The following is a 15,009-nucleotide window of genomic DNA, read 5'->3' as shown; positions in this document are numbered from 1 at the left end:
CGGTCCCCGACGGTGGACGGCGCGGTCCAGGGTGGGAGATTGCGGCTAGAGTCCGGCCGGGATGCGCACCTTCGGGCTGGACGTGGGAACCAAGACCATCGGCGTCGCCGTGTCGGACGGACTCGGGCTCACCGCCCAGGGCGTCACCACGGTGCGCCGCACCAACCTGAAGGCCGACCTCACCGCCCTGAAGGCGCTCGTGCAGGAGCACGAGGCCGAGCGCTTCGTGGTGGGACTGCCGCTCAACATGGATGGCAGCGAGGGCCCGCGCGCCGAGGCGTCCCGCAAGTTCGCCGACCAGCTGACGGCGGCCACGGGACTTCCGGTGGAGTTCTGGGACGAGCGCCTGTCCACGGTCGCGGCCACCCGCACGCTGCTGGAGGCGGACGTGTCGCGCGCGAAGCGGCGCGAGGTCATCGACCAGATGGCCGCGCAGTTCATCCTGCAGGGCTGGCTCGATGCGCGCCAGCCTCCATACGATCCGTCGGACTACGACGACTACGACGAAGGGAACTGAAGTGAAGAGAGTCCTGCTCGCCCTCCTCGCGCTGGTGCTCGTCGCCGGCGTTGCCGCTGGCGCCTGGTACTGGAACCGCGAGCGCCGCATCGACGCCTTTGCCCGCACGCCGGTCACCCTCGCCTCGCCCGCCATCGTGAACGTGGCGCCGGGCACGGGCCCCCGCGCGCTCGCCACCCAGCTCGCCCAGGCGGGCGTGGTGAACGACGCGGAGCTCGCGTACCTCTACATCCGCCGCGAGAACCTGGGCCCCAAGCTCAAGGCGGGCGAGTACTACTTCGAGGGGACGCTCACGCCGCCCGAGGCGCTCGAGCGCATCCGCACCGGCACCGTGCGCGTGTACCGCTTCACCGTGCCCGAGGGCCTGCGCGCCGAGGAGATTCTGCCCATCGTGGCGGCCTCCCCGCTGGGGCTGGACCGCGCCCAGCTCGAGCGGCTCGCCGCCGACCCCGCCTTCCTTCACAAGGTGGGCGTACCGGCGGACTCCATCGAGGGCTTCCTCTTCCCGGACACCTATACCTTCACCCGCAGCGCTACGCCGGAGAGCGTGCTGACCAAGATGGTGCAGCGCACGCTCGAGGAGTACCGCAAGGCGGATGCGCAGCGGCAGGCGGGCGTCACCCTGGACCTGCTGCAGACGGTGACGCTCGCCTCCATCATCGAGAAGGAGACGGGCCAGCCCCAGGAGCGGCCGCACATCAGCTGCGTGTTCCACAACCGGCTGAAGCAGGGCATGCAGCTCGCCACCGACCCCACGGTCATCTACGCGATGCGGCTCTTGCGCGGCGTGTACTCGAAGAACATCACCGCGAAGGACCTGCGCACCCCGCACCCGTACAACACCTACCTCACCAAGGGGCTGCCGCCCGGCCCCATCGCGAGCCCGGGCGCCGCGGCGCTGCAGGCGGCGCTCAACCCGCTGCAGGACTGCAAGGACCTCTTCTTCGTCAGCCGCAACGACGGCACGCACATCTTCTGCCCCACCTACGAGTGCCACCAGGCCGCCGTGCAGCAGTGGCAGGTGGAGTACTTCCGCAAGAAGAAGCGCGGCGGGTAGCGCGGCACGGGCGGCGCCCCGCCCTCGCCTCTCCCCACGGGCCCTGCCGAGACGAGAAGGGCCGCGACGTCTGCCGTCGCGGCCCTTCGCTGCTTCATGCTCGCGCGGGGGGCGCTACGGCGCCCGGTGGTACACGTGCACCGGGGCGTGGAAGCCGTCCACCTCCTCGAAGCGCAGGCCGTCCACGCTGAGCGTGCGGCCCTCGAGCTTCACGCCCGGGTCCTTCGCCAGGTTGCCGTTGTCGAAGCGCACCAGCACCGCGGGGTCCGCGTCCGCGAGGCGCTGGCGGAAGGTGTCCCAGCGGTAGCGCGCCATGCGCAGCTCCGGCAGGCCGCTGAAGAAGGCGAGCTGCAGGTCCATGTAGAGCTGCGGCTCGTCGTCGAGGATGGCGCCCTTCCCCTTCGCGGCCGCCTCGGCCTTGAGGTAGCGCGCCGCCTCCATGATGGGGACCGGGTTGGTGGTGACGGGGCTCACCGGCCGCATCGTGTCCGCGAGGCCGCCGTCGCGCCGGAAGGTGTAGAGCCCGAGCGCGAGCGGCATGGCGACCGCGAGCAGCACCGTGGCCACCCCCACCGCACGCCGCGCCCCCGCGCTGCGCCCGGCGACGGAGGTCTCGTAGCCGAGCCACACGAAGGGCAGGAGCACCACCAACTGCGTCACCGTGAAGCGCCCCAGCGGGACGAAGTTCAGCAGCACCGCGCCCTTGAAGGCGTAGAACGCCGCGGGCAGCAGCGCCGAGAGGATGAGCCAGCGCGTCTCGCGCTCGGTCTTCCACGCCCGCCGCATGCCGAGCGCGCCCAGCAGCGCCACGCCCGGGGTGAGCGTGAACAGCGCCATGGCCGGCCAGAAGCCGAGGTTCTGCAGCCGGTACAGCAGGTGCCCGTAGCGCCCCACCCCGTCCGCCACCCACGCCGCGTGGAACTTCTCGATGTCGTGGATGGGGAAGAAGGGGTCGCCGTGCATCAGCTCGTTGCCCTGCATCCACACCAGCGGGAAGGGCAGGCACACCAGGCCGAAGCCCACCGCGCGCGTCACCCGCGCCACCACGTCCCCGGGGCTGAACAGCAGCAACCCCGTGAGCAGCGGCATGTACATCCAGGCGTCGTAGCGCGTGGCGCACGCGAAGTTGAGCAGCACCGCGCTCCAGAACAGGGGCGCGAAGCGGTTCTCGTCGAGGGCCTCGGCGTAGAGCGCGAAGACGCCCAGCATGAGGAAGAGCGCGAGCGCCTCGCTCGCCGCCGTGGTGGACATCTGCAGGTGCATGCCCCACGCCGCGAGCGCGAGGCAGGCCCACGCGGCCGCCTTCCAGCCGAAGAGCCGGCGGGTGAGCGCGTAGAGCGGCACCACGCTGAGCGTGCCGAACACCAGGCTCATCAGCCTTCCTGCGTGCTCGCGGTAGGGCAGCAGCTTCAGGAACAGCGCGCCCAGGTACACGTGCAGCGGGCCGAACTGGAAGGTGCCGTCCCCGTAGCCGCGGATCCAGTGCGGATGGCCGAGCCAGCGCTCTGCCAGCTCGGTGCGCACCACCGCGTCCCCGTAGAGGTTCTCGTTGAAGAAGAAGAGCCCCAGGCGCGGCAGCAGCGCCGCGGCGAGCAGCCACAGCAGCAGCCGGGCGGGCTCGGGCGCGGCCACGGCGGCCGGCGCCGGCGTGAGCGCGCCGAGCGGAGGGGTCTGGGAGGGGGCGGCGGCAGAGGGGGCGACAGACGACATGGCGCGCGAGGAGCTATCCCACCTGGCTCCCAAAGGAAAGGGAGCGGGTCTGCCGGCAGGGCAGGCAGGCGGGCGCGCAGCGCGCGGGCGGTGGCCCCGCCGTGCCGGGGGCCGTGTGTTGGACGGGCGTACACGCGCCCCGTCGCGCACCGTCCAGTTCCTGGCGAGCGTGCGTCCGGCGCGTTCACCAATGGCCGGGAGAACGGGGGCCCGTTACCCCTAAGGGCAGGGGGCTCCATATACTCAGAGCCGTGCTCTCTCACCCCGTGGAGGCAGGGCGCCGCACCGGCGGCGCGACCACCGACACGCGCACGCGGTCCGACTCCGCGGCGGGGACCCGAGAGGACAGCGAACGCAGTCGTCGTGCCTGGGCCCGCGCAGCCGTACGCGCGGGAGCCCGGACGGGCTGGAATCGCTGCCCGTCACCCCAGGTTCACGCATTCACCTCCCAGGCGCGCGCGCGGCCGGCGCGGGCTCCCGGGTTGGCCGAGGGAGAGACATGAAGGACGCTTCGCAGCAGGGTTCGTGGGTCGCCAAGATCGCCGCGCTCCAGGACGTGAAGACGTACGCCGAGCTCAACTGGGAGGGCTCGTTCGAGGAGTACCTCGAGCTCGTGCGCCGAAACCCCAAGGTCACCCGCACCGCGTTCCAGAGGATCTACGACATGATCCTCAGCCACGGGAAGAGCGAGTACATCGACAACAAGAAGAAGCTGATCCGCTACCACTTCTTCTCCGATGAGCGCTTCGGCGGCCGCGACGCCATCTTCGGCCTGGACGTGCCGCTGATGAAGCTGGTGAACGTCTTCAAGAGCGCCGCCCAGGGCTACGGCACCGAGAAGCGCGTCATCCTGCTGCACGGGCCCGTGGGCTCGTCCAAGAGCACCATCGCGCGCCTGCTCAAGAAGGGCATCGAGGAGTACTCGAAGACGCCCGAGGGCGCCTCGTACACCTTCAGCTGGATGCTGGACAAGAAGGCCGCGGATGGCACGAACACCCGCGAGCGGATGAAGTGCCCGATGAACGAGGAGCCGCTCAACCTCATCCCGCGCGAGTGGCGCGCGAAGGTGTTCGCAGAGCTCGCGCCGCCGGAGGCCGGCTACACCATCCCGCAGGGCAGCGAGCTGTGCCCCGCCTGCCGCTTCGTCTTCAAGGACCTGATGACGCAGTACGCGGGCGACTTCGCCAAGGTGATGGAGCACGTGCGCGTGAACCGGCTCGTCTTCAGCGAGAAGGACCGCGTGGGCATCGGGACCTTCCAGCCCAAGGACGAGAAGAACCAGGACTCCACCGAGCTCACCGGCGACATCAACTACCGCAAGATCGCCGAGTACGGCTCGGACTCCGACCCGCGCGCCTTCAACTTCGACGGCGAGTTCAACATCGCCAACCGCGGGATCATCGAGTTCGTGGAGGTGCTGAAGCTGGACGTGGCCTTCCTCTACGACCTGCTGGGCGCCTCCCAGGAGCACAAGATCAAGCCCAAGAAGTTCCCGCAGACGGACATCGACGAGGTCATCCTCGGGCACACCAACGAGCCCGAGTACAAGAAGCTCGAGAACAACGAGTTCATGGAGGCCTTGCGCGACCGCACGGTGAAGATCGACGTGCCGTACATCACCAAGCTCTCCGAAGAGGTGAAGATCTACGAGAAGGACTTCAACTCCCGCGCGATCAAGGGCAAGCACATCGCGCCGCACACGCTGGAGATGGCGGCGATGTGGGCAGTGCTCACGCGGCTCGAGGAGCCCAAGAAGCACAACCTCTCGCTCCTGCAGAAGCTCAAGCTCTACAACGGCAAGACGCTGCCCAACTTCACCGAGGACAACATCAAGGAGCTGCGCAAGGAGAGCTCCCGTGAGGGCCTCGAGGGCATCAGCCCGCGCTACATCCAGGACAAGATCTCCAACGCCCTGGTGAGCGACAAGGGCGAGGGCTGCATCAACCCCTTCATGGTGCTCAACGAGCTGGAGGCGGGGCTCAAGGGCCACTCGCTGATCAACAGCGAGGATGCGCGCAAGAACATGAAGGAGCTGCTCACCAGCGTGAAGCGCGAGTACGAGGACATCGTGAAGAACGAGGTCCAGCGCGCCATCAGCGCCGACGAGGACGCGATCGGCAAGCTGTGCGGCAACTACATCGACAACATCAAGGCGTACACGCAGAAGGAGAAGGTGCGCAACAAGTACACCGGCCTCTACGAGGAGCCGGACGAGCGGCTCATGCGCGCCATCGAGGAGAAGATCGACATCCCGGACAGCCGCAAGGACGACTTCCGCCGCGAGATCATGAACTACATCGGCGCGCTGGCGGTGGACGGGCGCAGCTTCAACTACCGGACCAACGAGCGGCTGCACAAGGCGCTGGAGCTCAAGCTCTTCGAGGACCAGAAGGACAGCATCAAGCTCAAGAACCTCGTGTCCAGCGTGGTGGACAAGGAGACCCAGGAGAAGATCGATCTGGTGAAGGACCGGATGATGAAGAACTACGGCTACTGCGAGATCTGCTCCACGGACGTGCTCAACTTCGTGGCGAGCATCTTCGCCCGGGGTGACGCGAAGGAGTAGGCGCCGTGTCCCTCAAAATCCACCAGGACCACTCGCGCTTCAAGCAGATCGTCCGAGGGAAGATCAAAGCCAACCTGCGCAAGTACGTGCAGAAGGGCGAGATGCTGGGGAAGAAGGGCAAGGACTTCATCAGCATCCCCCTGCCCTTCATCGACATCCCCCACTTCAAGTACGGCCACAAGGAGCAGGGCGGCGTCGGGCAGGGCGACGGCGAGGTGGGCCAGCAGCTGGGGCCCGGCAGCGTGCAGCCCGGCGAGGGAAAGCAGGCGGGCCAGGGCGAGGGAGAGCACTCGCTGGAAGTGGACGTGACGCTGGACGAGCTCGCGCAGATCCTCGGCGAGGAGCTGCAGCTGCCGCGCATCGAGCGGCGGCAGAGCGAGAAGATCGTCACCCAGAAGATCAAGTACACCGGCGTCAACACCACCGGCCCCGAGTCGCTGCGCCACTTCAAGCGCACCTACAAGCAGGCGCTGAAGCGGCAGATCGCGAGCGGCACCTACGACCCGGGCAAGCCGCTCATCGTGCCCACGCGCGAGGACCGGCGCTACCGCAGCTACAAGCTGCAGGACCTGCCGGACACCAACGCGGTCATCATCTACATGATGGACGTCTCCGGCTCGATGGGCGACGAGCAGAAGGAGATCGTTCGCATCGAGAGCTTCTGGCTCGATACCTGGCTGCGCCACCAGTACAAGGGGCTGGAGAGCCGCTACGTCATCCACGACGCGGTGGCGCGCGAGGTGGACCGCGAGACCTTCTTCCACACCCGCGAGTCGGGCGGGACGATGATCTCCAGCGCCTACAAGCTGTGCCGGGAGATCATCCAGGCGGACTACCCGAAGAGCGCGTGGAACGTGTACCCCTTCCACTTCAGCGACGGCGACAACTGGAGCGCGGACGACACGCGCCAGTGCATCGACATGCTGCGCGACGACATCCTCCCGCACGTGAACCAGTTCGCGTACGGCCAGGTGGAGAGCCCCTACGGCTCAGGGCAGTTCATCAAGGACCTGCGCGAGAGCGTGGGGGACCACGAGAACGTGGCCCTGAGCGAGATCAGCGACAAGGACGCCATCTACCCCTCCATCAAGGACTTCCTCGGAAAGGGGCGCTGAAGCCCATGCCCAAGAGCCTCACGCCGCGCCTGTCCGCGCTGAAGGACGAGATCGAGGGCTACGCGCGCGCCTTCGGGCTCGACTTCTTCGAGACCGTGTTCGAGGTGCTCACCTACGACGAGCTGAACATGGTGGCCGCCTACGGCGGCTTCCCCAACCGCTACCCGCACTGGCGCTGGGGCATGGAGTACGAGCAGCTGTCCAAGGGGTACGAGTACGGGCTCAGCAAGATCTACGAGCTCGTGATCAACAACGACCCCTGCTACGCGTACCTGCTGGAGAGCAACGCCGAGGTGGACCAGAAGCTGGTGATGGCCCACGTCTACGGGCACTGCGACTTCTTCAAGAACAACTTCAGCTTCCGGCACACCAACCGCCGGATGATCGACGACATGGCGAACCACGCCACGCGCGTGCGGCGCTGGGTGGACAAGATCGGCGTGGAGAAGGTCGAGGACTTCATCGACCGCACGCTGTCGCTCGAGAACCTCATCGATCAGCACGCGCCGCACATCCGCCGCAACCCCGACCCCAAGCGGGCCGAGGACGAGGCGAAGAGCAACGAGCGGGTGGAGGGCTTCAAGGTGGGGCGCGAATACATGCGCGGCTTCATCAACCCCTCCGAGTTCCTCGACGAGCAGCGCAAGCGCGTGGAGGACGAGAAGCAGCGGGCAAAGCGCTTCCCCGAGCGCCCCCAGCGCGACGTGCTGCTCTTCCTGCTCGAGCACGCGCCGCTCGAGGACTGGGAGGTGGACATCCTCTCCATCCTGCGCGACGAGGCCTACTACTTCGCGCCGCAGGGCCAGACCAAGATCATGAACGAGGGCTGGGCCAGCTACTGGCACTCCACGATCATGACCACGCGGGCGCTCAAGGACCACGAGATCATCGACTACGCGGACCACCACTCCGGCACCATGGGCACCCGCCCCGGCAGCCTGAACCCCTACAAGCTGGGCATCGAGCTGTACCGGGACATCGAGGAGCGCTGGAACAAGGGCCGCTTCGGCAAGGAGTGGGACGAGTGCGACGACCTGCGCGCGCGCCGCTCCTGGGACAAGAAGCTGGGCGCGGGGCGCGAGAAGCTGTTCGAGGTGCGCAAGCACTACAACGACATCACCTTCATCGACACCTTCCTCACCCCCGAGTTCGCGATGGAGCAGAAGCTGTTCGTCTACGGCTTCAACGACAAGCGCAACAGCTGGGAGATCCTCGACCGCGAGTTCCGCAAGGTGAAGAGCAAGCTGCTCGCGGGGCTGACCAACTTCGGCCAGCCGATCATCGAGGTGGTGGACGGCAACCACGAGAACCGCAGTGAGCTGCTGCTCGCGCACAAACACGACGGGCAGGACCTCAAGGGCGACTACGCCCGGGAGACACTCCGCAACCTGCAGTCCCTGTGGCGCCGCCCGGTGAGCCTGGTGACGCGCTACGATGGCAAGGGCGTGATGCTGCGCTTCGACGGGCAGAACCACTCGGAGAAGAAGGTCGACCTGTAGGGCCGCTCCCGGAGCGGAGCGCACGACGCGGAGGACGGCGACGCACATGGCGCGGATCGAGCGGATGCAGGTGCACTCCTTCTGGCTGGAGGTCCCGCGGCGCGCCCTGGAGCGCCTTCCCGGCGAGCTCGCCCCCGAGCTCGCGCTGCGGCTCACCCGGAGCCCGGGCCCGGGCGGCGCAGAGCTGCTGGAGCTCGCGGAGGAGCGCGGGGGCTGCCTGCTGCGCTTCGCCCCCGTGGAGCCGGCGGACGAGGGGGTGGTGGCGCTGCGGGAGGTCCAGATCCGCGAGGACGCGGACGGCAGCTTCTTCCTCGCCACCCTGGGCGCGATGATGGTGCGCTACGGCGGGGACCTCGAGGCCCAGGTGCAGGGCGGCCCCGGGGCCCGACCTACCCCCGTGCACATCGTGCGCGGCGTGACCGACTACCCCGGCCTGTCCACCCACTCCGCCGCGGCGCACCTCGCCCAGGCGGCGGACGACGCGGGGGCGAAGGACCGGGCGCAGGCGCCCGCGGTCTCCGCCGCCCCCGCGGCCTCCTCCGGCACGGAGGCCCCCGGCGCCGCGGGCGGCGGGGCCGGCCAGGAGGAGCAGGAAGTGCACGAGCTGCTCGGCCGCGCCCAGGCGCACTGGGCCGAGTACCAGCGCCTCAAGGGCCGGCGCGGCGAGTAGCGGGGCCCGCAGGGCGCAGCGCCCTTCCCCCGCCCCGGCCGTCTCGCAGTGCGAGAGGGGACCGTGGCGCGGTGGAGCTGGAAAACTGCGCCGCACCTCGCTGCCGCGGCCCTGCGCCGGATGTAGGGAGCGACCGGACGGACGAGCCGGAAAGATTTTTCGTCGGCCACCTGTTGGGCCGCAGCCGCGAGCTCCTCTACACTTCGCGCTCTCCCCCCCGCCCTGCCCCGGTGTCCATGCGTCATCTGTCTCTCGTCCTCGCGGCGCTGCTGCTCGCCGCCCTCCCCGCCCAGGCCGCCACCCCCTCCCGCTCGCTGGTGAAGAACCGGCGCGTCGAGCAGGGCTCGACACTGAAGCAGGCGCTGCACGACGCGGGGCTCCCGGACGAGCAGGTGGAGGCGGTGATCGCCGCGCTCGAGGGCGTGTTCGACTTCCGCAAGAGCCGCACGGGTGACCAGGTGCGCCTGGTGCTGCGCGACGGCGAGCTGGACTTCCTGGACTACCGCCAGAGCGACCTGGACGAGTGGCAGGTGCGCCGCGAGGGCGAGAAGCTGGTGGGCAGCAAGCGCGCCATCGAGGTGGAGAAGCAGGTGTCGCTGGTGACGCTGGACGTGACCAGCTCGCTGTACGAGGCGGCGGTGGCGGCGGGCGAGGACCCGAGCATCGGCATGGTGCTCGCGGACGTGTTCGCGTGGGACATCGACTTCTACCGCGACGTGCAGAAGGGCGACCAGGTGCGCGCGCTGGTGGAGAAGTTCGTGAGCCGCGGGCGCGTGGTGCGCTACGGCGACGTGCTCGCGGCCAACTACGCGGGCAGCACGGTGGGCAAGAAGCGGGTGTTCCGCTACGAGCTGCCGGGCGGCATCGCGAGCTACTACCAGCAGGACGGGCAGAGCGCGCGCAAGGCCTTCCTCAAGAGCCCGCTCAAGTTCGCGCACGTGACCAGCGGCTTCGGCAGCCGCTTCCACCCGGTGCTCCAGTACGTGAAGGCGCACAACGGCGTGGACTACGGCGCGGCCATCGGCACGCCGGTGTGGGCGGTGGCGGACGGCGTGGTGACGCGGGCGCAGAACACGGGCCCGGGCGGCAACACGGTGTGCATCCGCCACGTCAACGCGATGGAGACCTGCTACCTGCACCTGAGCCGCTACGGGGCGGGCGTGCACCAGGGCTCGCGCGTGAGCCAGAAGCAGGTCATCGCGTACTCGGGCAACACCGGGCGCAGCACGGGGCCGCACCTGCACTTCGCCCTCAAGCGCAACGGCGCCTTCGTGAACCCGCTGAACCAGAACTTCCCCCGCGCCGAGCCCCTGCCGCGCACCCTGGTGGCGGACTTCCAGGCGAAGATCGCCCCGCTCGCGGACCGCCTGGACTCGATGAACGTGGCGGCGGTGGCGGCCCAGGCCCCGGTGGGCCCGGCCGTGACCGGTCAGCCTTAAGCCTCCTCCCCTTCCCTCCCGCATTCCCCCGCGCCCCCGCCGCAGCGCCCCCTGGACCGGGGCGCTGGCCGGGGGCGCGGCCGTTTGCGGGGGCCCTGCTGCCCGCCCGCCCTCCGACCAGGGCTGAACGGAGGCGGAAGAGGCTCCCACGGCGCGCTAGAGGCAGGCGCGGGCGGCGCGGTACACCTCTGGGTCGCTCGCCCCACTCGAAAGGACCTCCGCTCCCCATGGCCCGCCTCCCGAGCTCCGACGCCTCCCTGCTCGCGCCCGCCCCGCTCGCGCCCTCCGACGAGGACCTGCTGCTGCGCACCGGCACGGACGCGGCCAGCCTGCGCCGCTCCTTCCTGGACCACGTGCGCCACAGCCGCGCGAAGAACCCGGAGACGGCGACCGCGCACGACCGCTTCATGGCGCTGTCGCTCGCGGTGCGCGACCGGCTCGCGGCGCGCTGGGTGCGCACGGCGAAGAGCTACTACGAGCAGGACGTGAAGCGCGCGTACTACCTGTCCGCCGAGTACCTGCTGGGGCGCGCACTGGGCAACAACCTCATCAACATGGGGATGTACGAGGCGGCGCAGGAGGCGATGCGCGAGGTGGGCGTGGACCTGACCGCGCTCATCGAGATGGAGCCGGACGCGGGCCTGGGCAACGGCGGCCTCGGGCGGCTCGCGGCCTGCTTCCTCGACTCGCTCGCCACGCTGGGCTACCCGGCGGTGGGCTACGGCATCCGCTACGAGTTCGGCATCTTCACGCAAGACCTGGTGAACGGCTACCAGGTGGAGCGCGCGGACGAGTGGCTCAAGTTCGGCAACCCCTGGGAAATCGTGCGTCCGGAGAAGGCGGTGCCGGTGCGCTTCTACGGCCGGGTGGAGCACCACACGGGCGCGGACGGGCGGCCGGTGGCGCGCTGGGTGGGGGGCAAGACGGTGATCGGCGTGCCCTATGACACACCCATCGCGGGCTACGGCACGCAGAGCGTGAACACGCTGCGGCTGTGGCAGGCGCGCGCGTCCGAGGAGTTCGACCTGCTGCTCTTCAACGCGGGCGACTACGAGCGCTCGGTGGTGGAGAAGAACGAGAGCGAGGTCATCTCCAAGGTCCTCTACCCCAACGATCACTTCCAGGCGGGCAAGGAGCTGCGGCTGCGCCAGCAGTACTTCTTCGTGGCCTGCTCCATCGCGGACATCGTGCGCCGCTACCTCAAGAAGCACGACGGCTTCCGCGAGTTCCCCAAGAAGGTGGCCATCCAGCTCAACGACACGCACCCGGCCATCGGCGTGGCGGAGCTGATGCGCGTGCTGGTGGACGAGCAGCGGCTCGCGTGGGACGAGGCCTGGGGGCTCACGCAGCAGGTGTTCGGCTACACGAACCACACGCTGCTGGCCGAGGCGATGGAGAAGTGGCCCGCGTCCATCTTCGAGAAGCTGCTGCCGCGCCACCTGGAGATCATGTACGAGATCAACCACCGCTTCCTGCGGCAGGTGCAGATCAAGTACCCCTTCGACAACGAGCGGCTCGCGCGCATGAGCCTCGTGGAGGAGGGCCCCGAGAAGAAGATCCGCATGGCCCACCTGGCGGTGGTGGGCAGCCACAGCGTGAACGGCGTGGCGGCGCTTCACACCGACCTGCTGCGGCGCGACGTGCTCACCGACTTCGCGCAGATGTTCCCCGAGCGCTTCAACAACAAGACCAACGGTGTGACGCCGCGGCGCTGGCTCCTGTGGTGCAACCCGCGCCTCAGCCGCCTCATCTCCAGCCGCATCGGCGACGGGTGGGTGACGGACCTGGACCAGCTGGAGAAGCTCGCGCCGCTCGCCGAGGACGCGGCCTTCCGCAAGGCGTTCCGCGAGGTGAAGGCGCTCAACAAGCAGGACCTCGCCCAGCACGTGCAGGAGATCAGCAGCGTGGTGCTGGACCCGAAGGCCATCTTCGACGTGCAGATCAAGCGCCTGCACGAGTACAAGCGCCAGCTGCTCAACGCGCTGCACATCGTGACGCTGTGGGCGCGCGCGCGCAGAGACCCCTCGAGCATCGTGCACCCGCGCGCCTTCATGTTCGGCGCGAAGGCGGCCCCGGGCTACCACCTGGCCAAGCTCACCATCCGCCTCATCAACGGCATCGCCGAGGTGGTGAACAGCGACGCGGGGAGCACCGGCGTGCAGGTGGTGTTCCTTCCCAACTACCGGGTGAGCCTCGCCGAGCGCATCATCCCGGCGGCGGACGTGAGCGAGCAGATCTCCACTGCGGGCATGGAGGCGAGCGGCACCGGCAACATGAAGCTGATGCTCAACGGCGCGCTCACCCTGGGCACCCTGGACGGCGCGAACGTGGAGATCCGCCAGGCCGTGGGCGACGAGAACTTCTTCCTCTTCGGCCTCACCGCGGACGAGGTGATCGCGAAGAAGCGCGCGGGCTACAACCCGCGCGAGGTGTACGCGCAGAACCCCGACCTCAAGGAGGCGCTGGACCTCATCGCCGAGGGCTTCTTCTCGCCCGAGGACAAGGGCCTCTTCAAGCCGCTGGTGGACAGCCTGCTCGAGGAGGACCGCTACCTGGTGCTCGCCGACTTCGCCGCCTACGCGCAGAAGCAGGAGGAGGTGGCGCGCGCCTACTGCGACCCCGACGCCTGGACGAAGAAGGCCATCCTCAACGTGGCCCACGCGGGCCGCTTCTCCTCCGACCGCACCATCCAGCAGTACGCGGAGGAGATCTGGCGCCTGAAGCGGACCCCGGTGCTCTAGCCAGGGCTACTGCAGGTCGCCGAGCTCCGCGAAGACGCGGGTGTGGTAGGAGTCCACCAGGCGCGGTGCCTCGCACGCGAGGTACTGCCCCTGGCAGCGCTCGCGCAGCAGGGCGTTCGCCGTGAAGAAGGGATCCTTGGCGAGCCCTGCGGCATCCAGCAGCAGGCCGCCGAGCAGCGCGAGGTCCAGCGCCGGGTAGCGCAGGCCCTGCACCGGCCAGTGCAGGGCGCGCAGGTGGTAGTAGGTCGCGCGGCGCGCGTCCGGGACGCCCTCGTGCGGCGGCAGTGAGAGCCCCTCCAGCGCGCCTCCGAACGAGGGCTGGTGGTCGCCGAAGTGCAGCAGCAGCGTGGGCCTCCCGCTGCGCTCCAGCACGGACTCCAGCTCCGAGAGCGCTCGGTCCGAGTCCTCGAGCCGCGAGAGGTAGTCCGCGAGGGCGCGCTGCTGGCGCGCATCGAGCGGGCTGCGCTCGAGCGCGTGCGCGTAGGGAGGTGGGCGGTCGCCGTGGGCCTCCCCGTGCGGGCCGTGCTGGCGGATGGTGAGCAGGTAGAGGAACAGCGGCCGGCCACCGCCATGCGCGCGCTCCTGCGCCGCGATGCGCGCGAAGGCGCGGACGATCTCCGCGTCCGTGGAGGTCCAGCTCAGCCCGCTTGCCTCCCCGTCGTAGGAGGCGTCGAAGCCGTAGGCCGCGTAGGCCTGCGCCGCGTTGAGGTAGCTCGCCGGGGTCGGGTACACCGCGACCGTGCGGTAGCCCTGCGCCTCGAGCGCGCGCGGCAGCGAGAAGCGGATGCGCGGGGCGAGGTTGAAGGGCGCGTAGATGCCCGCCGGACCTAACGAGCTGTGCACGAGGCCCGTGAGGAAGGTGAACTCGCTCGTCCACGTGCCGCCGCCCCAGGTGTGCACGTTGAGCAGGCCCTCGGAGACGGTGCGCGCGTCGGGCTGGAACATGCGCCGCTCGCACACGGGCTCCGAGCAGAAGCCCAGGGTGCGCGGGTCGAAGGTGCTCTCCTCGAGCACCACGACGAGGTCGGGCAGGGGTCGCCTCGCGGGGGGCTGCCCGGGAGGCTGCGTCCAGGTGAAGGCCCCTGCGGCGTCCGGGGCGTAGGAGGGCGGCCGCGGCTGCATCGCGCGGAAGGAGATGGCGAAGCTGGCGAAGGGGCTGCGCTCCTGCATCAGGTCGTACGGGTCCTTCGCGTGCACCGAGGCGAACGGGCCCGTGGGCGAGAGCGCTTGCTGCAGCCCGAGCATCCCCAGGAGCGCCACGGCCGCGCGCAGCGGCGCGCGCCCGAAAGGGCGCCCTCGGTCGTGGCGCCAGAAGCCGGCGAGCACCCATGGCAGCGTCAGGAGCAGCGAGAGCCACAGCGTGAGCAGCGATGGGTAGTGCACCAGCGTGCGCAGCAGGTCCGCCCCCGCGAGGTAGCGCAGGTCGGGCGCGAGCAGCGGCAGGGCGAGGTACCTGTACTTGAGCCACGCGGCGAGCCCCAGCACCCCCATCAGGAGCGACGTGAAGGCGACCGCGAAGACGGCGCGGCCGGTGAGCGCGGCGAGGAGCAGCGCCAGGCTGACGCACAGCCCCGTGGCGAAGGCCTTGGCCTCGTGCGCAGGCTCCTGCAGCGGGCCGAGCCAGAGCGCCAGCGCGAAGAGGAGCAGCGCCGCGTACGCCATTCGTCTGTCGCCGCGCGGGGGCCGCTCCATGGG

Annotated in this window: 10 protein-coding genes; 8 read left to right on the top strand and 2 right to left on the bottom strand. The window is 69.5% G+C overall.

Annotated elements, in window-relative coordinates; genetic code table 11:
* Nucleotides 1-61 precede the first annotated feature (61 nt).
* Together ruvX and mltG are read left to right on the top strand one after the other, a co-directional pair.
* Nucleotides 62-517: a Holliday junction resolvase RuvX gene (gene ruvX / locus FGE12_RS20050; protein ID WP_153868128.1), complete on the top strand. Its 456-nt coding sequence runs from the start codon at nt 62-64 to the stop codon at nt 515-517.
* Between the two features lies 1 nt (nt 518).
* A complete protein-coding gene (gene mltG, locus FGE12_RS20045; RefSeq protein ID WP_194798093.1) occupies nt 519-1,574 on the top strand; it encodes an endolytic transglycosylase MltG in 1,056 nt (351 codons plus the stop codon).
* A 114-nt stretch (nt 1,575-1,688) separates the two neighbouring features.
* Here mltG and FGE12_RS20040 read toward each other — a convergent pair whose 3' ends face one another.
* The gene (locus FGE12_RS20040; RefSeq protein WP_153868126.1) at nt 1,689-3,284 is read right to left on the bottom strand and encodes a glycosyltransferase family 39 protein; all 1,596 of its coding nucleotides are present in this window, start codon (nt 3,282-3,284) and stop codon (nt 1,689-1,691) included.
* A 499-nt stretch (nt 3,285-3,783) separates the two neighbouring features.
* Here FGE12_RS20040 and FGE12_RS20035 point away from each other — a divergent pair, with 499 nt between their 5' ends.
* The 6 genes from FGE12_RS20035 to FGE12_RS20010 all read left to right on the top strand — a co-directional run bounded on the left by FGE12_RS20035 (nt 3,784) and on the right by FGE12_RS20010 (nt 13,314).
* Nucleotides 3,784-5,850, top strand: a complete 2,067-nt coding sequence (locus FGE12_RS20035; protein ID WP_153868125.1) for a PrkA family serine protein kinase — start codon at nt 3,784-3,786, stop codon at nt 5,848-5,850.
* 5 nt (nt 5,851-5,855) lie between these two features.
* Nucleotides 5,856-6,965: a DUF444 family protein gene (locus FGE12_RS20030; protein WP_194798092.1), complete on the top strand. Its 1,110-nt coding sequence runs from the start codon at nt 5,856-5,858 to the stop codon at nt 6,963-6,965.
* A gap of 5 nt (nt 6,966-6,970) precedes the next feature.
* A complete protein-coding gene (locus FGE12_RS20025; protein WP_153868124.1) occupies nt 6,971-8,464 on the top strand; it encodes a SpoVR family protein in 1,494 nt (497 codons plus the stop codon).
* A gap of 46 nt (nt 8,465-8,510) precedes the next feature.
* On the top strand, nt 8,511-9,134 hold the full coding sequence (locus tag FGE12_RS20020) for a hypothetical protein (protein WP_153868123.1): 624 nt from the start codon (nt 8,511-8,513) through the stop codon (nt 9,132-9,134).
* 236 nt (nt 9,135-9,370) lie between these two features.
* Nucleotides 9,371-10,573: a M23 family metallopeptidase gene (locus tag FGE12_RS20015; RefSeq protein ID WP_153868122.1), complete on the top strand. Its 1,203-nt coding sequence runs from the start codon at nt 9,371-9,373 to the stop codon at nt 10,571-10,573.
* Nucleotides 10,574-10,800: 227 nt separating this feature from the next.
* Nucleotides 10,801-13,314, top strand: a complete 2,514-nt coding sequence (locus FGE12_RS20010; RefSeq protein WP_153868121.1) for a glycogen/starch/alpha-glucan phosphorylase — start codon at nt 10,801-10,803, stop codon at nt 13,312-13,314.
* Nucleotides 13,315-13,320: 6 nt separating this feature from the next.
* Here FGE12_RS20010 and FGE12_RS20005 read toward each other — a convergent pair whose 3' ends face one another.
* Entirely contained in the window at nt 13,321-15,006 is a 1,686-nt protein-coding gene (locus FGE12_RS20005) for a sulfatase-like hydrolase/transferase (RefSeq protein WP_153868120.1), read from the bottom strand.
* Nucleotides 15,007-15,009: the final 3 nt, after the last annotated feature.

Origin of the sequence: Aggregicoccus sp. 17bor-14, assembly GCF_009659535.1 — a bacterium.
Lineage (GTDB): Bacteria > Myxococcota > Myxococcia > Myxococcales > Myxococcaceae > Aggregicoccus.
This window is presented reverse-complemented; position numbering and strand designations above follow the sequence as displayed.